Origin of the sequence: Flagellimonas profundi, assembly GCF_017313275.1 — a bacterium.
In the GTDB taxonomy this organism is placed as follows: domain Bacteria; phylum Bacteroidota; class Bacteroidia; order Flavobacteriales; family Flavobacteriaceae; genus Flagellimonas; species Flagellimonas profundi.
In genome coordinates this window covers 1,559,853-1,582,499 of the sequence record NZ_JAFLNM010000001.1, presented here as the reverse complement: position 1 = coordinate 1,582,499, position 22,647 = coordinate 1,559,853, and the positions used below count along the sequence as shown (strand labels likewise).

The 22,647-nt window shown below is 41.8% G+C and carries 16 protein-coding genes; 13 read left to right on the top strand and 3 right to left on the bottom strand.

All coding sequences use genetic code 11. From position 1 onward, the window contains the following. Positions 1-218: 218 nt before the first annotated feature. The 7 genes from J0654_RS07325 (at position 219) to J0654_RS07295 (ending at position 6,175) form a co-directional block, all read left to right on the top strand. A complete protein-coding gene (locus J0654_RS07325; RefSeq protein ID WP_207027215.1) occupies positions 219-716 on the top strand; it encodes a YybH family protein in 498 nt (165 codons plus the stop codon). After that, the gene (locus J0654_RS07320; RefSeq protein ID WP_036385860.1) at positions 716-1,417 is read left to right on the top strand and encodes a PepSY domain-containing protein; all 702 of its coding nucleotides are present in this window, start codon (positions 716-718) and stop codon (positions 1,415-1,417) included. The genes J0654_RS07325 and J0654_RS07320 overlap by 1 nt, the downstream gene beginning before the upstream one ends. A gap of 302 nt (positions 1,418-1,719) precedes the next feature. Continuing rightward, positions 1,720-2,277, top strand: coding sequence for a helix-turn-helix domain-containing protein (locus J0654_RS07315; protein ID WP_470299793.1), 558 nt, complete (start codon positions 1,720-1,722; stop codon positions 2,275-2,277). Positions 2,278-2,482: 205 nt separating this feature from the next. Next, positions 2,483-2,707 (top strand): heavy-metal-associated domain-containing protein, encoded by a 225-nt coding sequence (locus J0654_RS07310; protein ID WP_161594393.1) that lies wholly within the window; start codon positions 2,483-2,485, stop codon positions 2,705-2,707. Between the two features lie 336 nt (positions 2,708-3,043). After that, entirely contained in the window at positions 3,044-3,382 is a 339-nt protein-coding gene (locus J0654_RS18275) for a DUF305 domain-containing protein (protein ID WP_234414759.1), read from the top strand. 297 nt (positions 3,383-3,679) lie between these two features. After that, positions 3,680-5,938, top strand: coding sequence for a heavy metal translocating P-type ATPase (locus J0654_RS07300; protein ID WP_207027214.1), 2,259 nt, complete (start codon positions 3,680-3,682; stop codon positions 5,936-5,938). A 27-nt stretch (positions 5,939-5,965) separates the two neighbouring features. Continuing rightward, positions 5,966-6,175 (top strand): heavy-metal-associated domain-containing protein, encoded by a 210-nt coding sequence (locus J0654_RS07295; RefSeq protein ID WP_051947607.1) that lies wholly within the window; start codon positions 5,966-5,968, stop codon positions 6,173-6,175. Positions 6,176-6,339: 164 nt separating this feature from the next. Here the strand turns inward: J0654_RS07295 and J0654_RS07290 are convergent, their stop codons facing one another. Both J0654_RS07290 and J0654_RS07285 read right to left on the bottom strand, forming a co-directional pair. After that, positions 6,340-7,854 carry an MFS transporter gene (locus tag J0654_RS07290; protein WP_207027212.1) on the bottom strand — a complete coding sequence of 505 codons (1,515 nt, stop codon included), beginning with the start codon at positions 7,852-7,854 and terminating at the stop codon, positions 6,340-6,342. Positions 7,855-8,239: 385 nt separating this feature from the next. After that, on the bottom strand, positions 8,240-8,380 hold the full coding sequence (locus tag J0654_RS07285) for a hypothetical protein (RefSeq protein WP_207027211.1): 141 nt from the start codon (positions 8,378-8,380) through the stop codon (positions 8,240-8,242). 966 nt (positions 8,381-9,346) lie between these two features. Here J0654_RS07285 and J0654_RS07280 point away from each other — a divergent pair. Next, on the top strand, positions 9,347-12,505 hold the full coding sequence (locus J0654_RS07280) for a PAS domain S-box protein (RefSeq protein WP_207027209.1): 3,159 nt from the start codon (positions 9,347-9,349) through the stop codon (positions 12,503-12,505). Beyond that, positions 12,480-12,863, top strand: a complete 384-nt coding sequence (locus tag J0654_RS07275; protein WP_207027207.1) for a response regulator — start codon at positions 12,480-12,482, stop codon at positions 12,861-12,863. The genes J0654_RS07280 and J0654_RS07275 overlap by 26 nt, the downstream gene beginning before the upstream one ends. 432 nt (positions 12,864-13,295) lie before the next feature. Here the strand turns inward: J0654_RS07275 and J0654_RS07270 are convergent, their stop codons facing one another. Further along, on the bottom strand, positions 13,296-14,207 hold the full coding sequence (locus J0654_RS07270) for a helix-turn-helix domain-containing protein (protein WP_207027205.1): 912 nt from the start codon (positions 14,205-14,207) through the stop codon (positions 13,296-13,298). A gap of 169 nt (positions 14,208-14,376) precedes the next feature. On the opposite strand from J0654_RS07270, the gene J0654_RS07265 reads away from it, so the two are divergent. The 4 genes from J0654_RS07265 to J0654_RS07250 all read left to right on the top strand — a co-directional run bounded on the left by J0654_RS07265 (position 14,377) and on the right by J0654_RS07250 (position 22,646). Then, positions 14,377-16,578, top strand: a complete 2,202-nt coding sequence (locus J0654_RS07265) for a DUF5916 domain-containing protein (RefSeq protein ID WP_237685903.1) — start codon at positions 14,377-14,379, stop codon at positions 16,576-16,578. A gap of 109 nt (positions 16,579-16,687) precedes the next feature. Continuing rightward, complete coding sequence (locus J0654_RS07260; RefSeq protein ID WP_207027203.1) at positions 16,688-17,146, top strand: (2Fe-2S)-binding protein; 459 nt, start codon at positions 16,688-16,690, stop codon at positions 17,144-17,146. A 33-nt stretch (positions 17,147-17,179) separates the two neighbouring features. Further along, positions 17,180-19,450 carry a xanthine dehydrogenase family protein molybdopterin-binding subunit gene (locus J0654_RS07255; protein WP_207027201.1) on the top strand — a complete coding sequence of 757 codons (2,271 nt, stop codon included), beginning with the start codon at positions 17,180-17,182 and terminating at the stop codon, positions 19,448-19,450. 178 nt (positions 19,451-19,628) lie between these two features. Further along, complete coding sequence (locus tag J0654_RS07250; RefSeq protein WP_207027199.1) at positions 19,629-22,646, top strand: WD40/YVTN/BNR-like repeat-containing protein; 3,018 nt, start codon at positions 19,629-19,631, stop codon at positions 22,644-22,646. Position 22,647 lies beyond the last annotated feature (1 nt).

Here is a 22,647-nt window from a genome sequence, read left to right as displayed (position 1 = left end):
TGGTTGGTGAGTTAGTTAGTTAATCGTTCCCTTCCCTTGTCAGGCACTAATGGAAAAAAAGATGAAAGACTGTTGTCGTGACAATGGACCTGTGCAGCCGAAAAAGGCCATTTTAAAAAAATGGTTGGCCTATATCCTGTATGGGATCGTCATTTCGATTGTCCTGGGAGCCTTTATCATACAATATATACTAACCTAAACAATGTTAAAACAAACTAATGAAACGTATTACTTTACGGATTTTTCTAATGGCCGTATTTCTCACAGGGACAAGCTTTGGCCAAACAAACCCTAACAAGGAAAACCTAGACCAGGACAGGGCCGCTGTGCTCAGGATATTGGAAAGCTATAAAGAAGCACTGCAAAATTTGACCACGGAAGGTACCTTGGAGCTTTTTGCGGAAGATTCCGAAGTTTTTGAATCCGGGGGCGTGGAAGGCACCTATCAACATTATCTCGACCATCATATAGGTCCAGAACTTGGACATTTCAATAGTTTTAGGTTCTCGGATTATACCATTGAAGTGAAGGTGGAGCTACCCTTTGCCTTTACTACGGAAAGCTATGTCTATACCATTGGCCTAAAATCGGAAAATGGAGGTGAGGGCAAAACGATCAGCAGAAAAGGGGTTGCCACCACCATCCTTAAAAAAACGGATGGGGAATGGAAAATTGTAAAGATGCATAACTCCTCACGGAACAACGGGAAGAACTAATGGTCGGAAGAAAAACATCGATGAAGGTCAGAAAGATACATAGATATCTTGGCCTATTTATTGGGATCCAGTTCCTAATGTGGACCATCAGTGGACTATATTTTAGTTGGACGGACATTGACGAGATCCATGGAGATCAATTCATCAAGGAGCATCCGGACCAGTCAGAATTTGGGAATTTAATTGCTCCCAATGGACACGGGAACGTTAAAATCAAATCTTTGGAAATGAGAAATATAGGGGGAAGTCCCTATTATTGGATCAATGGTGGGGTTTTGATGGATGCACAAACGGGGGAGATCAAAAAGGGTATCGATGAACAACAGGCCTTGGCCGTTGCTTCACAGTATATGTTGCCCGAACTTAAGGTCAAAAGTGTTGAAAGACTCACCCAAACAGGTGGGCAGCACGAGTATCGTGGACGTCCATTACCAGCCTATGTGATCACCTATGAAACGGATGAAAACCTTAAAGCGTATGTCTCAGAGACCGATGGGTCGTTTCAACGTGTAAGGCATCGGTCCTGGAGATGGTTCGATTTTTTGTGGATGACCCATACCATGGACTATGAGGGACGGGACGATTTTAACACCATGGTTTTACGGATTTTTTCCCTGATGGGATTGATTACCGTTTTGAGCGGATTCTTGTTGTGGTATGTCAGCTCGCCAACGATCAGAAAATTATGGAAAAGGCGATAGTTCAAACACATTGACATATTATTTGGCAAAGGACTCCTGTTAGGAGCAAATAGTTGGCTATTGTGCCAGTTGAACCATTTTTGGAAAAATGAGCGAACTTAGGAGGCAAAGACGAAAGAAAAAAAGGGGTCTGGCGAAAAAGAAAAGGGACCCGGCCAAGAATAGAAAGGAAAAAAGAATGAAAATCCTTGGCATATTGGCCTTGATATTGATCGTTATATTGGCAGTGGTCGTCATTTTTTTGAAGGCCCTGTGGAAATTCACTGCATGATATGGAAGTTGGGTCCAGTAAATCGAAAGATGTGTTGTACATCAAAAACATGGTCTGTCCGAGATGCATCATGGCCGTCAAAGGTATTTTGGACGATGAGGGCATTCCCTATATGAATGTGTCGTTGGGTGAAATAACACTTAGCGGAAAAATAACGGATGAAAAACGGGAAGGTCTCAACAAAAGACTTGGGAAAATCGGATTTACGATTGTCAATGATCGTAAAGGTCAGTTGATCGAACAGATCAAAAACCTAGTGATTGAGGCGATACACTACACCGGACCCATGGAAAAGGTCAAATGGCCCGAATACCTTTCCGATGGATTGCATCTTGACTATAAGTATCTTAGTTCACTGTTTTCCGCGGTGGAAAGCATTACCTTGGAGCAATATATCATCAACCAAAAGATTGAAAAGATCAAAGAGTTTCTTGTTTATGACGAATTGGGCTTAAAGGAAATAGCGTTTCAATTGGACTATAGCAGCGTTGCCTATTTAAGCAACCAATTTAAAAAAGTAACTGGAATGACACCTACACAATTTAAGAAAAGTGCCATTCAAAATAGAATATCGCTTGATGATATTTAACCTCTACCATTAAGGGCGCAATACCTTCCCAAGGAACCAGCCTCCTAAACGCTAATTTAAAAAACACCTTTCTTCGCAAATGGGTCAAGGTTTGTTTTTTTTCAAACAACGCCCTTATACAGAAAGTGTTACTTTTCCCATACGTGTTGGAACCAACATTGTTGATTCTAGGTGTAAAATTGTTAAAATAAAAAATGATCACAACATGAAAAGAAGATACCAAATAGAAGGAATGACTTGTGATGGCTGTAGGGGGCACGTTGAAGAAGCTCTTTTCAATGTGGCCGGTGTAGCCGATGTAGCGGTCGATCTAAAAAACGCAGAAGCTACAGTGGAGTCGCAATTTGAGGTCCCCCTTGAAAAGCTACAAAAGGCATTGGAAAATAAGGGGGGTCAATATAAAATACAAGCGATGAACAAAGCCAATTGAACCGATATACGATAACTGGGACAGGTAAATTGTCAGGCCTACAATTGGAATGGAACAATACAATACTCGAAAGTCAAGGAATAATCACAATAACCAGATAAAATTTGCACAATGGAAGATAGTCAAAGAAAATCCAATAATTATTTAAAGTTTTTTGCGATGATTGGTACTTCAATGGTCGCCATGTTTTTTTTAATGTACACCCACTCATATCAAATCATTGATCACTTTTGGTATAGTGAGACTAGATTTTTCATGACTTTGATCATGGGGGGGTCGATGATCATTATTATGCTACTATATATGCTACAGATGTATAAAGACCGACGCAAGAACATGTCAATATTAGCCTTGGGTGTTTTGTTGATTGCAGGTGGGATATGGCTGGTCAGGAGTCAGGTTACCGTTTCAGGAGTCGACTACATGGAAGGAATGATACCCCATCATTCCATTGCTATTTTGACCAGTGAACGTTCTCAAATAAAAGATGTCAGGGTACGGGAGCTTGCCAATGAAATTATCAAGGCACAACGCAGGGAGATAATGGAAATGCAGTGGTTGATAAACGACATCAAGGAAAATGGAATAGTGGAAACTGAAGCAGGAAAAGAAAAGCGGCCTATTCCTAAATTCGAGGGATCGCTTAGCGAAGAAACAAAGAATCTGGCCGAATGAAAGGCGATTACTTACAACCAATGTTCTTGTTTTGCCCCAAGTTCACTACAATGGTTTGTCCTATCGAATATATTCTAAACTGATCGGGGCAAATTTTCCAAAAAAGATTGACGTGGGCGAACCTGATCTCATAGATGTTGCCGAATTCTAAAAACCACTCACCAATTAAGGTTAAGTACTTGACAAGGAAAGATAAAAGTTGATTTTTCGGAAAATTCTACAACTCTTTCAGTAAATAACGTAACAGTCCATTTTAGGTCTATTCTGAAATTTGTACCATACAAATCGGAGTAGAAAATGGATGCAATCGATATTATTGAGGACACCGAAAGGAAAGCGAAGACGGTGTCAAAAAAATCTTTCCCGGTCACTGGAATGACCTGTGCTGCCTGTGCATCCAGCGTGGAATCCATGCTGGGCCATACCGAAGGGGTCTACAATGCCAGTGTCAACTTTGCCAACAGTACGGTCCTTGTGGAGTATGACAGTGCTATGGACCTAAGCGATCTTCAAAATGCGGTACGTCAAATCGGTTATGATATAATTGTGGATGCCGAGGATCCTACCGAAGTACAGGAAGAGCTTTCGAAAAAGCATTATGTATCCATAAAAAAGCGAACCCTTTGGTCCGCTATTTTGACACTTCCCATTTTCCTTCTGGGGATGTTTTTTATGGATTGGGTCCTGGGTAGGTGGATTTCGTTGGTACTTGCCGTTCCTATCCTGTTCTGGTTTGGCCGAAGCTTTTTCATAAATGCCCTCAAGCAGGCCAGATTCGGTAAGGCCAATATGGATACCTTGGTCGCACTCAGTACGGGCATTGCCTTTTTGTTCAGTGCATTCAATACCTTTTTTCCTGAATTTTGGCTCAGTAAAGGCATGGAACCCCATGTATATTATGAGGCGGCCACAGTGATCATCACCTTTATTTCATTGGGGAAATTATTGGAAGAAAAGGCGAAATCAAATACATCCTCCGCCATAAAGAAATTGATAGGGTTGCAGCCCAAGACCTTAAAGGTGATAGCAGATGGGGAGGAAAGGGAAATCCCTATTTCTTCGGTCAAGGTAGGTCAAACGATATTGGTCAGACCGGGAGAGAAAATCCCTGTGGATGGAACGGTGTCCAAAGGAAGTTCCTATGTTGATGAAAGTATGATCACAGGCGAACCCGTCCCTGTAGAAAAGACAAAGGATGAAAAAGTTTTTGCCGGTACCGTAAACCAAAAAGGAAGCTTTCAGTTTGTAGCTGACCGGGTGGGAGGGGAGACCCTTTTGTCCCAGATCATCAAGATGGTGCAGGAAGCACAGGGGAGCAAAGCGCCCGTACAAAAATTGGTGGACAGGATTGCCGGTATTTTTGTTCCCGTGGTAATGACGATTTCACTGGTGACATTTATCACTTGGATGTTCCTGGGAGGTGAGGACGCTTTTACCCATGCACTGTTGACCGCAGTTGCCGTATTGGTAATAGCTTGTCCCTGTGCGCTGGGTTTGGCAACCCCCACAGCCATCATGGTGGGAATAGGCAAGGGGGCCGAACACAATATTCTCATCAAAGATGCGGAAAGCCTGGAGTTGGGTTACAAAGTGAATGCCATTGTCCTGGATAAAACGGGTACCATAACTGAAGGAAAGCCTGTGGTGACCGATATGGTCTTTGCGGACCATGTGACCGATCACAGGGCCCTGGAGCAAATTTTATATGCCATGGAAGGACAGTCCGAACATCCCTTGGCTGAAGCCGTGGTCTCCTTTTTAAAAAATAGAAAGGTAAATCCGGTCGAAATTTTGAACTTCAATAGTATTACAGGAAAAGGTGTGCGCGCTGAGGCATTGGATGGAACCCAATACCTTGTGGGCAATCATAAGTTGATGGTCGAAAAAGGAATCGCCATGGATGACAACCTGGGGCACATGGTCGAAGGGTTAGAGCAGGAAGCCAAAACGGTCATATACTTTGGCGGTGGAGGCAAGGTGAAGGCGATTTTGGCCATTATGGATAGTATAAAGGAATCCTCAAAGGAAGCCATACGGGAAATGCAGGGGAATGGTATGGAAGTTTACATGATGACCGGTGATAACAAGATGACCGCCGAAGCCGTATCACAACAGGTGGGTATCAAAAGCTATGAAGCCGAAGTGCTCCCATCAGAGAAAGCTGATTTTGTGAAAAGGCTTCAAGAAAGTGGAAAGGTGGTCGCCATGGTGGGCGATGGTATCAATGATTCGCAGGCACTTGCCCAAGCAGATGTCAGTATCGCGATGGGCAAAGGGTCCGACATTGCCATGGATGTCGCGAAAATGACCTTGATCACCTCTGATTTAAATGCCATTCCCAAAGCGTTGAAGCTCTCCCATAAGACCGTTGTGGGTATAAGACAAAATCTTTTTTGGGCCTTTATATACAATATCATTGGAATTCCTATAGCTGCAGGGCTGCTGTATCCGATCAATGGATTTTTGTTGGACCCGATGATAGCTGGTGCCGCTATGGCCTTTAGCAGTGTATCGGTCGTATTGAACAGTTTGAGGCTTAAAACAATTAAACTTTAATAATTCTCTAATTTAAAATTGATGAACATGAGTACATTACAATTCAAATCAAATATTAAGTGCAGTGGGTGTGCCAATACCGTAAAACCATTTTTGGATAAGGTGGATGGCGTGACCGATTGGTCTGTAGACTTTGCTTCCCAAGACAAATTGTTGACCGTACAGACCACAAGTGCCACCGAAGAGGAAATCACTTCTGCCGTTGAATCGGCTGGATATCATTTGACCAAGAAATAAAAGGAACGTCCAGAGGAGTATATAAAATGGTTCGAATAGGATTGGGGATTGCCTTGGTCCTATTCGGATTGGATATGTTTTTTGAATGGAGTCCAACGGACCTTAAATATCTGGTGAAAACCGCAACTATAGTTTTACGCATCCCTAATGGCAAGTTGAACATTTTAATCCGCGCCTTTCAACCAACCATTGGTGCCTCCACATAACCAAATTGCATTTAACCCGAATTCTTTCAATAATTTTGCCCCGTCTGCCGAACGCCCACCACCTTTTTCACATGTGGTAATGTATTGAAGGCTCTTGTCAAGTTGGAAGATTTTGTCCTTTAATTCCTGGAGTGAAATGTTCACGGCATTTGGAATGTGTGCATAATCATATTCTTCTTTGCTTCTCACATCTATGATTTGAATTTTTTTATTCGCTTGAAGGGCTTGTCTTACTTTGTTGGCTTCAATACATTCCTTTACGTTCTTTATTTGCTCGGGCATACGGAATTTAATGATCAATGAAGAAACAATCGTCAACCCGCCAATCAAAAAAATGGCATATTCAACTCCGAACAAGTCTGCTGTGATACCTGAAATCACTGCTCCAAAAGCGTAACCCAAATCTCTCCAAAGACGAAATGAGCCTATACTTTCCGCTCGCTGTCTTGGACTTGTCACTTGGGCAATTGTCGAAAGGAAAGTAGGATAAACCAAAGCGGTTCCCAAACCCAAAATCACTGAAATGGATGTCAAAACATAAAAATCACTGCTCATTGGGATGAACAAAATCGCCAAGCCTTGCAAAAGCATTCCCCAAAACAGCATTGACTTTTTCGAGTAATGATCGGACATTTTACCTGTAAACAGCTGCCCGATACCCCAAACAGTAGGGTAGATTGCCGTAAGTATCCCAATATTTTCATTGTCATAATTCATCGATAACAGAACCATTGGTAAAAGACCCCAAATCATCCCGTCATTTAAATTATTGATAAGACCCGCTTGTGTGACCGAACTCAAAGTCTTGTTCTTGAAAGTGGTCTCCAAAAAAATATTATCCAACTGAACTGTATTGTCCATCACACTTTCCTTGTGCACAAATACCCGTGTATCTTTAACCCAAAAAATGGTAAGTAGAAAGCCTGTGACAGCAATGAAGATTCCCATATAAAACGGATAGGGGGTAATGCCATAGGTATTGGCGATATATCCTGTCAAAAATGCAACGAGACCTACAGCAAAATAGCCGGCAAATTCGTTTAGTCCCATTGCAAAACCACGATCTTTTTCACCAACAAGGTCAATTTTCATAACAACGGTACTGCTCCATGTCAAACCTTGGCTGATACCCAATAACACATTGGCAAATACAACAAGCCCCCAACTGGATGCATAAATCAGGATAAATGGAATGGGAATGGCAAGTAGCCAACCTATAAGAAGGAGTTTTTTGCGACCAAATTTATTGGCAAGTCGTCCAGTATAATAGTTCGCGAAAGCTTTGGTAATACCAAATGCAGTTATAAATGAAAGTATGGCTGTTTTTGATGCAACACCAAATTCCAATTGGGCAAATTGAGGAAAGATGGAACGTTCCATTCCGATCATTCCCCCCACGAAAGCATTTACGATAACCAATAGGGTGAATTGTTTCCAATTCTCTGTCAATCCGAGTTTTATATTATCTGCCATTCTTCATTCTTGATTTATAAACTGCTCCGGTCTTATGTATGTAGTCATTTTAAGGTTACTTCACCCACTAGGGACCAATTGGTTGGAAGTACACGATATTGGAGTGAACTTGGCATAAAGTTAAGCGATAGTTTTGTTATCTTCAAAGCTGGTCTTTATTGAACTTTTTTTCATCTTCAGGGCTTTCTGTTACCTTACTTTTTTTGCAAACTAAATTACTTCTTCAAAAGTTGCATATCCGCAATGTTTTTTGTTTTAAAGTGGCTACTCTTGGTAACGGTCAATTTTGGGTTGTGGGGTATTCACCTCACTACACTGAGGTAGAACCACAGTCCATTCCCGGGGAAGCAGCTGATATCCTCTAGCATGTAGCTGGCATAGGCCATCACATAGTTTTACCTGCTGTGCCACCCAATATACAATCGAACAATTCCAGTTCCTTCAGTTCCCCGGTGTCCCTGTCAACTATGGTGAGCTTCTTGCTCGTGAAATCGATGAAATACTTTTCGTCGACCGTGTGTTCCATCTGCCTTACTGTAGCGGCCTTCTTACACCATTGGGCACACCAATACTTGAATTGTTGGAACTAAGATACCTGAAATGGCATTCCTGCCACAGTGTTATAGGTGAGGCTTGATTTCCGGTCTTACCGCTATTTGATCTAACCTAGGGTATTGCGCTTTAACATCCGATATAGTTTTCATTTGTCTATCTGGTTGTTCACAATGGTACTTTTTGGCATAAAACGACTTTTGGAACGTTACGGAGAGGTCAAATCAAAACTAGTGCCCTAATATGGGTTAACAATGCTCACCGTGGCCCGGGAAAGGCGCTATACTATGTCCGGCGTTTCCAGAAAAGATGGGAGAATGCCATATGCATTCGGGATTGTATCATAGATGTTACGGGTGTAGATCATGACTGTTCAAAAAGTACAATTCCAGGTTCATCTGGGTTTCGGATAATACGTGTGTTTCGTAATTTCGGAAAACATCGAATTTGCAATTATCTCCTCTTTAAATCAATATGAATACGTATCAAAAGTTCTTTAATAAACGAAATTGAAAAATGGTATGGCTTTGAGCCATCCGAGTCACGGCAAAACCAAGTGACTACATGGGGTATTCTTTCATGTGGTAAAAAAAAATAATGGTAGATGCCGTAACTGGAGATAAACGTTGATTCGACGCTTTATGGATAGTATTGGATATGTCTTAAGGTAAGATTACTATTTGGATCTATAAATATTTATATCCCTTCAATGCGAAATTTCTATTGTTAATTTTGTATTAAATTTATAGTTTTGGAACTACCAATATAGCATGTTAAATTAAGGTAATATTGGATTTTGAAGTTACTAGGTATTGATTCTAGTCCATTATCCAATTTTCTGATCAATATGATTCTTAGAAGGTTTATTTATTATCAGTGACGGTCAAGGATCTTGAACCGTTTTAGTTATCCCAAATTTTATTCACCAACCTCAAAAGGAATGTCCCCCATCCTAGAAGTTTCCAGTTTTTCGGAAGATTACATTTTTGATTTGTGCCCGCACCCAATGTGGGTTTACGATATAGAGACACTACGTTTTCTAAAGGTAAATGATGCCGCTGTCCGCCAGTATGGCTTTTCAAGGGGCCGTTTTCTAAATATGACCCTTAAGGCTATTCGACCAAAAGAGGATGTCCCCAAATTGAAAATGGCCGTACAAAATACCCAAAAACGGGATGGTTCCTATAAGGAAGGTTATTATCGTCACAAAAAAAAAGATGGGACGGTTTTTCCAGTATTCCTGAAGGGCAATTTGATCCAATACAAGGGTAAGATGGCGGAGCTTATCGTGGCCATCGATATTTCCGACACTGTTCAATACGAAAAAAAATTGCTCTCCCAAACCAGACTTTTTCAAGCTATTTCGGATATGAACAACAATTTGATCCGTCATTCGGATTGGTTGAAAGCGTTGGATGTTTGTTTTACATTGTTGTTGGAAACCCTGAAAATCCATCGCATATATTTTTTTCAGAGCGATCCAACTCAGGATAGGATCACTTTGATGAAAGCTAAGACAGGTTCTGATATGGAAACTGACCCGGATAGCAGGGAATTTCCCCAATTGCCTTTTCCGGTATTACAATACCTGATGGAACGAGTCCGGAAAGGAAGGGTTTTTGCAATTAAGAAGTCGGAGGTGATCGATCCAGGTCTTTTGGATTCAATGGATTCGGAAAACATAAAGTCCTTATTGGCATTACCTATTTTAGTGTCTGGTACTTTCCGTGGGTTTATTGGTTTGGAAGACCAAAAGTTGGAAAGGATCTGGACAAAGGAAGAAGTGCAATTGTTGAATACACTTACAACAAATCTAAACCATTTGATCAATCAATCGGAGGTGTTGGACAAAGTGAAGAACAGCGAAAGTAGGTTCAAAAGTCTGGTACTGAACGGGACCGATCTGATCTCTATCTTGGATTCGGAGGGGACTTGCAGGTATCTTTCCCCGTCCCATGAAAACCAAATGGGATATTCGCCCCATGATTTATTGGATACTTGTTTTTTTGACCATTTGTTTCCTGAAGATGTACCAAGGTTGAGGAAAGCCGTTAAAATAGTGCAAGACACCAAACAAATAGCGGTGGACCCCTTCCGATTTAGGCATTCCAATGGGAACTGGAGGTGGGTCGAATCCATTTTGAGCAACCATTTGGCCGAGCCCAGTATCCAAGGAATTGTCATGAATTCCAAAGATGTTACCGATCGGGTAATGGCCAAATCGAAAAAAGAGGTTTCATTGGACCTCCTAAAAGCTTTTGGGAAAAAGGGAAGCCTACGGGGCGGCCTTGACCATATGCTGGATAAATTGTCCGGAATATGCGATATGGAAGCAGCTGAGGTGTGGTTGAAATCGAAGGACGGAACGAAATTTAACTTACTGGGGCAAGCCAGCAAGGGTAAGAGCGGTGAGCTTTTTTTGAATCACCCCATGCCCGTTGATTATTTTTCAACGGAGAAGGGAGTGCAGGGTAAAATCGACCGGACGAATACATTGATGATATGGGATGATTTTGACAAGAAGTCCGAATTTATTCGATCAAGTTTTGCCAAAAAAGTTGGGCTCAGAACCTGTATAGGTCTGCCCATACTTTCAGGTCAGGAATCCATCGGATGTCTTCTGCTGTTCTCAAAAAAGCCAAAAGTTGAATTGGATGATGCCTTATATTTTTTGGATGGAGTTGGTCAGCAATTAGGGGGGATGATCAAACAAAGAATGATCCAAAGAGAATATTTGGAATTTTTCGAACTTTCACCCGACCCCTTCTGCATCATTGGCTTTGATGGAAGAATAAAACAGGCCAATAAAGCCTTCTCTATGGCAATAGGCAAAAATCAATCCCAAATCATTGGAGGGCAATTTGAAGCATTTATGCATGAATCCGACCGGGACAAATTGGATCAAATGTTGCCAAACCGTTGTGGTCTGGAAAGGGTCGAGGGTATTGAAATACGAATGTTGGCCAAAAATGATATGAATAAATGGCTCATATGGTCAAGTACCGTTAATACAGATCAAGAGCTCGTAATGGCTGTCGCCAAGGATATTACGAGCCAAAAGAACCTAGAACGTACTTTAAGGGTGACCAATGATAGGCTTATCAGGGCCCATCGGATAGCAAAAATAGGATATTGGTATAGGGATTTCCGTTCTAACCTAGGAGAATGGAGTCCTGAAACATATCGGATTTATGGTTATACGCCTGATAATTTCATCCCGACCATGGAAAATATCACCAAGGCCTTTCATCCCGAGGATAGATACCTTATCGAGGAAAACCCCAACAACCATTTGGAACCAGGTGTCATTACAAAATTTGAACATAGGATCATCACTGGCAACGGGAACGTAAAATGGGTGCATCAGGAAATCCAAATGATTGCCGATGAATCCACAGGTGAACCACTGTATATTGAGGGAACGATCCGGGATATTACCCAAGAGAAGGAATATGAGTTGCAGTTAAAGATAAGTAGGGAACGATTTCTATTGGCTATGTCGGCCAGTAAACAGGTCATATGGGAACTTGACCACCGTTCCAATACCTTTTTATATTGCCAAGTTTCGGACCGTGTTGAAGAACAAATATCCAAACAGTCCTTTGAAATAGACAATGATTGGTTCAAAAGAATCCATCCAAAAGACAGGCAACATGTCTGGAATACCCTTGAGAATCATTTGTTCGAATCTGAAAAAGACGACTGGTCGATTGAATATCGGACCATATCCGAAAATGGTTCCATGGCATATGTTCTGGATAGTTTTTATGTCCAGAGGGATTGCCATCATAAACCAGTTAAAACCATTGGATCGGTAACGGACATTACGGAGGCAAGGGAACAATTGGAAAAAATAAAGGGACAAAACAAAATGCTCACGGAAATTGCCTGGCTACAGTCACATGCCGTTCGTTTGCCCTTGACCAGGATTATGTCCCTTTTGATCCATCAAAAAGCTTATGGGGAGGAAGTTTTCTCAACAAAGGATTTTCTGGCAATTATTTCCAGTTCCGTTGACGAAATAGATAAAGAATTACATAAAGTTATAGAGATAACCAACCAAAATTTTCAGAATGAACAAGGAAATACTACTGATTGATGACGATGCCATCACCAATTTTTTAAATCAAAACTTGATCGAACAGAAAATAAAGGGCATTCCCATTACCATATTCTATAACGGTTTGGAAGGTCTGAAATATATCAAGAACAATCCGGATAAACACTTTATTATTTTTTTGGACATCAATATGCCCGTGATGAATGGTTGGGAGTTTCTTGAGGAGATAGATTCCTTAATGCTTGAAACAAGCATGGAGATTCATGTTTTGACGTCTTCCATATACCCAGGGGATAGGGAAAGAGCCAATGCGTTGCCAAACGTTTCGTCGTTTATAGAAAAACCATTGGATGAATCTGCTATGGAGTCATTTATTTTGGGAAAATTCAAAGAATAATGTTATGCTTAAAGATAGTATGAGTAAGATTAATCATTATGTAAATTTAGTTGAGTAAGAGTAGTGTTTGTTCCAAAGCTGTCCCGGAACGTCCCAAAGGGTTGGCAAGTGAATAGATACTCATCTTGTTTGTGATGAGATTTTGAACTCACAAAAATTCCTTTGTCTATTTTGATTTAAAATTAAATAAAACAAGATGGTGTGGTTTGATTTTAAATATCGATATTTACGTTGTGAAAATCATTATTTCACACGAAGATGTCCTATGGGATGTCCTATTTTGGGAAAATCGACATAATATTCTGGATATTAATGGGTTAGCGCCTCTTCAAGAGGTCAGTCATCCCGACAAACCGGCAAAACAAAGTTTTGCCGGTTTTTTTATCCTTAATGCAACGGAATTACGAGTGTAATTGAAGGTAATGCATGAATTTAATTCAGCATTTTAAACTCATTTGGGGAATATCCTACTTTGCTTTTGAACAATCTTGAAAAGTGCTGAGGATATTTAAAACCAAGCTCGTAGGCAATTTCGCTAACGGATTTATTAGGGTCAAAAACTTTTTCTTTGGCCACATCAATCAGTTTGTTCTGAATGTATTCCTGGGCCGAGTAGCCAGTTTCTTTTTTGACCAAATCCCCAAAATAATTGGAAGATAGATGAAGCTGTTCAGCAAAATAGGCCACAGAAGGCAAACCAGAGACTTTAGGCTTGTCTGAATTTAGATAATCGGTCAATAAGGATTCGAAACTCTGTAGCGCACCATGGTTCACATTTTCACGGGTGAGGAACTGTCGGTCATAAAATCGCAAACAATAATCCAATAGAAGTTCAATATTGGAAACAATCAGCTTTTTACTGTGTTTATCAAGGTTTTGTTCCAACTCAAACTGAATTTTATCCAAAAGGCTTAGCATTATATGACGCTCTTTAGTGGACAAATGCAGGGCCTCTTTTACAGAATAGGAAAAGAAAGAGTACCCGTGTATTTTCTTGGCCAGCTCTGTCCCGAGCAGTAAATCTGGATGAAATAGCAAAACATATCCTTTTGGGATATAGTTTGGGTCGTTGGTGGTCAATTCCACGGTTTGTCCAGGTCCTACAAAAACCATAGTTCCCTCATCGTAGTCATAGGGTTTGCCCCCATACTTTATTTTACATCCTTTACTTTCTTTTAAAAAGACTGCATAGCAGCCAAAATGGAGTGCATCAAAACCACTGTTGGAATAATTTCTTTCAGAAATTTTTGAATAGTCCATAATACCCACCATAGGGTGTAGTATCTCATATTTTCGTAGATTAAAATAATCCGATACGTTGTCAATGTTAAGAATATTCTTCATTGCTCTTTAATTATCCCATAAATATAAGAAGTTGATTGTCAGTAAATCAAAACAAGTATAGGTAATCTGTAATAATGGTAGGAACATCCGTAACTTGGGTACATGGGATGGCGGTTCGACCCGTTATTTTTGTAGTGTATAATTAGCTAAACAATCAAAGTAAAGTAGGATGAAAAAAAATATGAAATGGGTACTTATTATTTTTGTTGTTGTTTTTTGGGGTAAAATCTGGGGGCAAGATTCCCCTAAAACTGTTACGGCAAAATACATCGATCAAGAAATTACTTTGGATGGGGTACTGGATGAACCTATATGGCAAACAACGGAGATAGCTGGGGATTTCCAACAATTTTTTCCGTCGGATCAGGTTGCGGCTGAGTATCCCACGGAAATTCGTATCCTCTATTCCGATACCCATTTATATGTTGGTATCTATGCGGAAAAACCACCTGGGGATTATGTAGTATCAACCTTAAGAAGGGATTTTGGAGCACTTTCCAATGACAATATTTCATTATTGTTCGATACGTTCAGTGATGGTACTACGGCCTATTTTTTTGGGGTGACCCCTTATGGCGTACTTCGCGAAGGGTTGGTTTCCGATGGAGGGAATGACTTTAACAATACCTGGGATATTAAATGGCAAGCAGAAGCCACCCGTTTTGATGACCACTTTGTTATAGAGATTGCCATACCCTTTACCTCATTGAAATTTGTTGAGGGATCCACAAGCTGGCGTTTTCGTCCTTACCGATGGAATAATCAGGCAAATCAACAGGATACTTGGGTAAAAGTGCCCCAAAATCAAAACTTATCCAGTTTGGCGGATATGGGGGAACTGCACTTTGAAAAACCTTTGGGCCGTTCAAGGACCCCGTTTGCCATAATTCCCTATATAAATGCACTGGCGGAAAAAGACTATGCAGTCGATGATGCCAAAACAAAGTTTAAAACAGGGGGCGATGCCAAAATAGCCATTGGCAATGGGATGAATCTGGATTTGACTTTAAACCCTGATTTTTCAAACGTGGAAGTGGATGATATTTTTACCAATCTGACTCGATTTGAAGTCCGCTTACCCGAAAAGAGACAGTTTTTTATTGATAATAGCGACCTTTTCGAAAATTTCGGCAATACGTTTAATGAAGCTAGACCGTTTTTTTCACGAAGAATAGGATTGGCCCGCGACACATTGGGCAACCTTATCCAAAATGACATTATAGCAGGTGCCCGACTGAGCGGAAAATTGGATAATAATTGGCGTTTAGGTTTTTTGAACATTCAAACTGCTAAAGACGCAATCAACGAAATACCTTCCAACAACAATATGATGGTGACCTTGCAAAGAAAAATAGGCAAACGCTCGAATATTGGAGCTTTTTGGGTCAACCGACAGGCTATGGGAAATGATTCTTTTCTTGAGCCTGGTGAAGAGTTTAATAGGGTTTTTGGAGTAGATTACAATTTGGCCTCTGCCGATAATATTTGGAACGGGCGGTTCTACCTCCACAAATCATTTCAGCCCAACGACCGTGTGGGAAATTTTTCTTCTCAAGCTACGGTAACCTATAATCCCCGCCATTGGGACATAACACAGGACCTGGTATACATTGACGAAGACTTTACGGCTGATCTTGGTTTTGTGCCACGTACCGACAGATTGAAGTGGGGCACTGGGATCAACTATATAATTTATGACAATTCAAAGGTGTTCAACACGCATTCTCCCGGTTTTTTGGGCATTACTTATTGGAGGCCAAGTCTAGATTACAAAAAAACCGACCATATGTATCGTTTTGGTTGGGAAACGTTCTTTAGAAATCAAGCAAGGGTAGAGGCAAGGTTCTCTAATAACTATATCTATTTGTTAGATCCTTTTGATCCTACAAGAACACCTGGAGCTGAACCCTTGCCGGGAGATACTGGGTATTATTTTAACCAGTTCAATCTTAGTTACCAATCCAACGCGACAAATGTATTTACGTATAATGCAGAAACAACTTTGGGACGGTTTTTCAATGGTGATATTACAGGTGTAAGGGGAGAGCTTGGTATACGTATACAGCCAAAGGCACAATTCAGTTTGGGTTTTGATTATAACAATATCAGGTTACCGGGACCTTATGCCGAGGCGGAAATATTTTTCACGACTTTTCGGGCGGAAATCTCCTTTAGCAAAAAGCTTTTTTGGTCAACCTTGGCGCAGTATAGTGATCGCCAAGAAAACCTTGGTATAAATTCCAGGTTGCAATGGCGATTTGCTCAGCTTTCTGATTTATTCCTTGTATATAACGATAATTATTTCACTGGGGATTTTGGTCCCCGTTTTAGATCAATTAACCTAAAACTGACGTACTGGTTGAATTTATAGTGTCCAGTATGATAAACTATTGATATTTAACATATTAAATGGAATTCTATTTATCATTTACTTGAATTGAATAGGGTTTTGTTTGTAATTTAGGACAAACACTTAAATAATGGCAAAATATACACTCAATATCAACGGCGAAAACCATGAGGTGGAAGCGGACCCATCAACTCCCATGCTTTGGGTGCTTCGCGACCATTTGAACCTTGTAGGAACAAAATATGGATGCGGTATCGCACAATGTGGTGCATGTACCATCCATTTGGAAGGTACTGCCACCCGCGCCTGTATGCTTACGGTGGCTTCTGTGGGAAATCAACAGATCACAACCATTGAAGGTTTGTCCGAAGAGGGCGATCACCCGGTACAAAAGGCTTGGTTGGAAGTGGATGTGCCCCAATGCGGCTATTGTCAGGCGGGCCAGATTATGACCGCCGCAGCTTTGCTGGACAAAAACCCGAACCCGACCGACAATGAAATTGAGATGGCCATGAACGGCAATATCTGCCGTTGCGGAACCTACACCCGCATCAAAAAAGCTGTGAAATTGGCTGCCAGTTCCAAATAAGAACTGATTTAATCATCTAAAAACTACCACAACATGTCACAACAAAAAAATATCAATACACTTGGACGTAGGGCCTTTTTGCGTAACTCCAGTTTGGCAGGAGGCGGACTGATCTTGGGCTTTAGCTGGCTGAATTCCTGTAAACCCAAACAGGTTACGGAAGCAGCGGTCATGGAAATGCCCGAGGAGTGGTTCGAAATCAATGCGTATTTGAAAATCGGGGAAAATGGGGTTGCCACCATTTACTGTCCAAATCCTGAATTTGGACAAGGGGTGATGACTTCCATGCCCATGTTGGTGGCAGAAGAACTGGATATTGCTTGGGAAAAGGTAATGGTAGAGATGGCACCCTATGATGCAGATATCTATGGCCGACAATTTACAGGGGGTAGTCAAGGGATACGTACAAGATGGGAAGGACTCAGAACAGTGGGCGCTTCGGCCAAGCAAATGCTTAAAGAAGCCGCTGCGACACAATGGGGAGTGCCAGTGTCGGAAATATCGACTGCTGATGGGGTATTGACCCATGATCCCACAGGTAACACATTGGGATACGGAGAAGTGGCTGCTGCAGCTATGGACGTTGCCGTACCTGAAGAAGTTACGTTGAAATCGCCTAAAGAGTTTAAGATAATCAGCAATTCCAAAAAGAATGTTGAAGGCAAAAAAATTGTGACCGGTAAACCCATGTTTGGAGTGGATTATCAATATGAAGGTGCTTTGGTGGCCATGGCAGCCCATCCACCGGCATTCGGATTAAAATTGAAGTCTTTTGATGCCACGCAGGCCAAATCCATGCCCGGCATTGTCGATGTTTTCCAAATAAAGACTTACGCCGAAGATTACCAACGAAACTTTTTCGATACCAATGCCTTCACGGAATTGGTCGTAGTGGTGGGGAAATCCACATGGGAGGTAATGAACGCCAAAAAGAAATTGGATGTGCAATGGGAGCCTTTTTCCGATTATGAATACACAGTAGATAGGTTTGGCAATAAATCTCAGGTAAAAGTTCCCGGTGGTCTCGAAAGTACAGATGCACATCATGCCAAAATGGAAGAAATGGCTGCAAAACCGGGGCAAGTGGTCCGTAAAGATGGAGACCCTGAAAGTGCATTTAAAAACGCTGCAAAAGTTATTGAAAGAAGTTATACCTGCCCATTTTTGGCACATAACTGCATGGAGCCCATGAATTTCTTTGCCCATGTTACCGATGATGGCGCAAAATTGGCTGGACCCTTGCAAGCACCCCTGTTAATTGAGGGAGCCATTGCAGCAAGTCTGGGCCTTCCTCCGGAAAAGGTGGATATTGAAATGACCCGAATGGGAGGCGGTTTTGGAAGAAGGGCCTATTCTCACTACGCCATAGAGGCAGGGCTCATTTCCAAAAAGGTAAAAGCTCCGGTAAAATTGGTCTATTCTCGTGAAGACGACATGACCTTTGGTATTTACAGACCATCTTACCAGGCCACCTACAGAGCTGCTTTGGACGAAAACAATAATTTGGTTGCCTTCCACGTGAAGGCCGGCGGAATACCGGAAACACCCATTTTTGCTGATAGATTTCCGGCAGGGGCGGTAGACAATTATATGGCTGAGCAATGGGAGCATAACTCCAATATCACCATAGGTGCTTTCCGTGCACCAAGGTCAAATTTTATGGCCGGTGTGGAACAAGCCTTCTTGGATGAGGTTGCCGAATTGGCCGGGAAGGACCCGATCTCTTTCAGATTGGAGCTTCTGGATAAGGCAATGACCAATCCGGTAGGGGAGAACAATGATTATGAAGCGGATAGATTGGCCGGTGTATTGGAATTGGTCAGGGATAAATCCGATTGGGGCACCGAAAAACAAGGTGTATTCCGTGGCGTAGCGGCATACTTCTGTCATAATACGTACGCGGCACATGTTATTGATGTGGTCAAGGGCAATGATGGAAACCCTCGAGTGGAAAATGCAGTGTGTGCCATGGATTGTGGTATTGTGGTCAACCCCGATGCCGCTGCGAATATGTGCGAAGGCGGTATTGTGGACGGTGTTGGCAATGCGATGTATGGGGGACTTACTTTTAGAGATGGGGCAACCCAACAGGATAATTTTGACAAGTACCGTATCATTAGGCATAGCGAGGCACCTAAAAACATTGAGGTGCATTTTGTGCAGAATGAAATTGATCCTACAGGTTTAGGAGAGCCACCTTTTCCACCGGTAATGGGAGCTTTGGCCAATGCCTTGTACAAAGCAGAGGGAAGACGATTGTACAATCAGCCCTTTATTGCTGATAAGCCACCCATTGTTGGCTAATTGATGATATACTGCTTCAATTGACCTTGATGTGTGTGAAAATTTGTTTTTTGGTCTTTATGAATTTTGTAATTAATACTGGTTTTAATAAAAAAGCCCGTAATTCTCAATAGTTACCATTTCAGATTGGCTAGGTATTTAGTAGATTTGGGAATAAACCAAACTATCTAGCTGACTCATGACCTCAAAACAACGCTCATTTTATTTTCTTTTTACGTTTTTATTGACTTGTGCAACCTTTGCCCAAGATTTTGAAGCCTTGCAATTCCGTACCATTGGACCCGCTCGAGGAGGTAGGGTAACCACCGTCACAGGAACGGCAATGCTTCCCGGTACTTTTTATTTTGGTGCTACAGGTGCCGGTGTTTGGAAAACCGAGGACTACGGAACCAGTTGGCACAATGTTTCCGATGGATTTTTTAAAACCCCATCTATTGGGGCTATCGAAGTTGCCGCCAATGATCCCAATATCATTTATGTAGGTACAGGTTCCGATGGAATTCGTAGTAACATCATTCAAGGGAAAGGCATGTATAAATCCATTGATGCTGGAAAAACATGGGAGCATATCGGATTGGAAAATGCAGGTCAGATCGGTGCCGTTGAAATAGACCCTACGAACAGCAATATTGTTTGGGTGGCAGCTATTGGTAACGCTTTTAAACCCAATAAAGAACGCGGCATATTTAAAACAACCGATGGCGGTAAAACTTGGGAAAAGGTGTTATATGTTTCCGAAGAAACTGGTTTTGCCGATTTGGAACTTCTTCCTGGTAATCCCAATGTTGTGTACGCTGCAGCGTGGAAAGCACGCCGTACGCCTTGGACCATCGATTCCGGCGGAAAGAACAGCGAAGGAGGTATTTATAAATCCGTTAACGGTGGAAAAGACTGGGAAAAATTGGAAAAAGGTCTTCCAGAAGGATTGATCGGAAAGATTGATTTGGCCGTATCACCCATCGACTCCAAAATACTTTATGCCGTTATTGAAGCTCCAGGTGAGGATAGAGGACTATATAAATCCGTTGATCAAGGTAAATCCTTTACACATGTTTCAGACGATGTAAGATTGGTTAACCGCCCTTTCTACTATACCAATATTGAATTGGACCCTACCAACCCGGATATTGTTTATTCCAATGCCAATCCTTTGATAAAATCCACGGATGGAGGAAAAACATGGACAAGGATGAGTGTTCCCCATGGTGACAATCACGATATCTGGCTCAATCCAGACAATCCCGATTTGTTGATCCAAAGTAACGATGGCGGCGCCAATGTATCCCACAATGGTGGAAAAACATGGTCTACCCAATACAACCAACCTACAGCTGAAATTTATCAAGTAGCAGTGGATGACCAATACCCATATTGGGTTTATGGAGCGCAGCAAGACAACACTACCTTGGCCATTCCAAGTATGGCCCCAAAGGCAACATCTCCAGCGAACGGAAGTGTAATGATGGCTGTTGGAGGTTGTGAAACCGGTCCCGTAATTCCAATGCCCGGCAATCACTATATCGTTTATAACAACTGTAAGGGCCGCTTTAGCGTGTACAGCAAAAAAACAGGGCAAAGTCGTGAGTATTCCATTGGCGCATCCAATATTTATGGGCACAATCCAAAGGATTTAAAATATAGGTTCCAGCGTGTAGCCCCTATCCATGTTTCTCCATTCGACCCTGAAGTGGTGTACATGGGTTCCCAGTTCTTGCACAAAACCAGTAATGGTGGAAAAACATGGGAAATTATTTCTCCGGACTTAACGGAAAATGACCCCGATAAACAGGTTATTTCAGGAAAACCGATCACAAGGGATATTACTGGTGAAGAATATTACAGTACGCTTTATTCCATCCGTGAATCCAAAATAAGCAAAGGTGTTATTTGGACGGGATCCAACGATGGTGTTATTTCCATCACAAGAGATGGTGGCGCAACCTGGAACAATGTTACACCAAAGAAATTGCCGAAAGGCGGCAGGGTAGAGTCTGTGGAGCCATCCCAGCACAACCCGGCAAAGGCTTACATTGCGGTAGATCGTCATTTGTTGGGGGATACCACACCCTATCTTTACAAAACGGATGATTATGGCAAAAGCTGGGAACTGATCAGTACCGAATCCAATGGGATACCATCCGACCATACCACTAGGGTGTTACGGGAAGATCCAGTACGAGAAGGATTGTTGTATGCAGGTACCGAGTATGGAATGTTCGTGTCCTTTGATGATGGCGGAACTTGGAAAAAGTTTCAACAAAACCTACCGGTGACCCCTATAACGGATATCACCTTGTTCCGAGGCGATTTGGTGTTGAGTACCATGGGACGTGGGTTCTGGATTTTGGACAATGTTACCAGCCTTCAAGATGAGAACATTACGCAATTGGGAGATACTCCCGTATTATTCAAGCCGGATGATACATACAGGTATCAAACTCCAAGGGGGGGAGGCGATTTCCCAGCGTACCCATCAACCAGTGTAATTATCGATTATTACCTGCCATCCGATAGCAAAGATGGTGTGAGCCTTCAAATTATGGATGCTCAAGGAAAAGAAGTGGCGACCATTGTGAGCGACTCTACAAAACTGAAATCCACTACTGAAAAAGTTGAGGACATGAGCCTTAGTATGACTTTTGTTTATATGGATGAAAAGTTGGAAACAAAAAAGGGATTGAACCGTTTCAACTGGAACTTGGAACAAAAAGGTGCTTGGGCAAAGAACAAAAGAAGACGCTACAGAAACGGACCCATGGTATTGCCTGGCACGTACACCGCAAAACTAACGGTCGGTGATCAATCCTTCGAGAAATCTTTTGAAGTCCTTATGGATCCAAAACTCGAAGAAGATGGGGTTTCTTTGTCCGATATGAAAGAACAGCAGGAACTTCAGTTTAAAGTAATTGATTTATTGTCCGAGGCAAGGATGCTTCAGGATAAAGTAGAGGATAAAATCAAAGAGCTTGAAAAATCAAAGGTTGGGGAAGCCAAAATCAAGCATTACAAAGACATTTTAAAGCAGCTCAAGAATGATGAAGGCGCCTATCCGGAAGTGGTGATGGTGTCACAGATTTCGTATCTATACTATATTTTAAGTAGTGCGGATAAGGTTCCGGGCCAAGAGGAAAAGGACCAGTATCAAGCGTTGTTGAACCAGTTTAACCAGCTTAAGGAAAAAGCTTCTGGTATTTAGA

What these genes read in the sequence shown, in the direction of transcription:
- J0654_RS07325 (WP_207027215.1), top strand. Translation starts at nt 219, where the DNA reads ATGAAACGTATTACTTTACGGATTTTTCTAATGGCCGTATTTCTCACA.
- J0654_RS07320 (WP_036385860.1), top strand. Translation starts at nt 716, where the DNA reads ATGGTCGGAAGAAAAACATCGATGAAGGTCAGAAAGATACATAGATAT.
- J0654_RS07310 (WP_161594393.1), top strand. Translation starts at nt 2,483, where the DNA reads ATGAAAAGAAGATACCAAATAGAAGGAATGACTTGTGATGGCTGTAGG.
- J0654_RS18275 (WP_234414759.1), top strand. Translation starts at nt 3,044, where the DNA reads ATGTCAATATTAGCCTTGGGTGTTTTGTTGATTGCAGGTGGGATATGG.
- J0654_RS07300 (WP_207027214.1), top strand. Translation starts at nt 3,680, where the DNA reads ATGGATGCAATCGATATTATTGAGGACACCGAAAGGAAAGCGAAGACG.
- J0654_RS07295 (WP_051947607.1), top strand. Translation starts at nt 5,966, where the DNA reads ATGAGTACATTACAATTCAAATCAAATATTAAGTGCAGTGGGTGTGCC.
- J0654_RS07290 (WP_207027212.1), bottom strand. Translation starts at nt 7,854, where the DNA reads ATGGCAGATAATATAAAACTCGGATTGACAGAGAATTGGAAACAATTC.
- J0654_RS07285 (WP_207027211.1), bottom strand. Translation starts at nt 8,380, where the DNA reads ATGGAACACACGGTCGACGAAAAGTATTTCATCGATTTCACGAGCAAG.
- J0654_RS07280 (WP_207027209.1), top strand. Translation starts at nt 9,347, where the DNA reads ATGTCCCCCATCCTAGAAGTTTCCAGTTTTTCGGAAGATTACATTTTT.
- J0654_RS07275 (WP_207027207.1), top strand. Translation starts at nt 12,480, where the DNA reads ATGAACAAGGAAATACTACTGATTGATGACGATGCCATCACCAATTTT.
- J0654_RS07270 (WP_207027205.1), bottom strand. Translation starts at nt 14,207, where the DNA reads ATGAAGAATATTCTTAACATTGACAACGTATCGGATTATTTTAATCTA.
- J0654_RS07265 (WP_237685903.1), top strand. Translation starts at nt 14,377, where the DNA reads ATGAAAAAAAATATGAAATGGGTACTTATTATTTTTGTTGTTGTTTTT.
- J0654_RS07260 (WP_207027203.1), top strand. Translation starts at nt 16,688, where the DNA reads ATGGCAAAATATACACTCAATATCAACGGCGAAAACCATGAGGTGGAA.
- J0654_RS07255 (WP_207027201.1), top strand. Translation starts at nt 17,180, where the DNA reads ATGTCACAACAAAAAAATATCAATACACTTGGACGTAGGGCCTTTTTG.
- J0654_RS07250 (WP_207027199.1), top strand. Translation starts at nt 19,629, where the DNA reads ATGACCTCAAAACAACGCTCATTTTATTTTCTTTTTACGTTTTTATTG.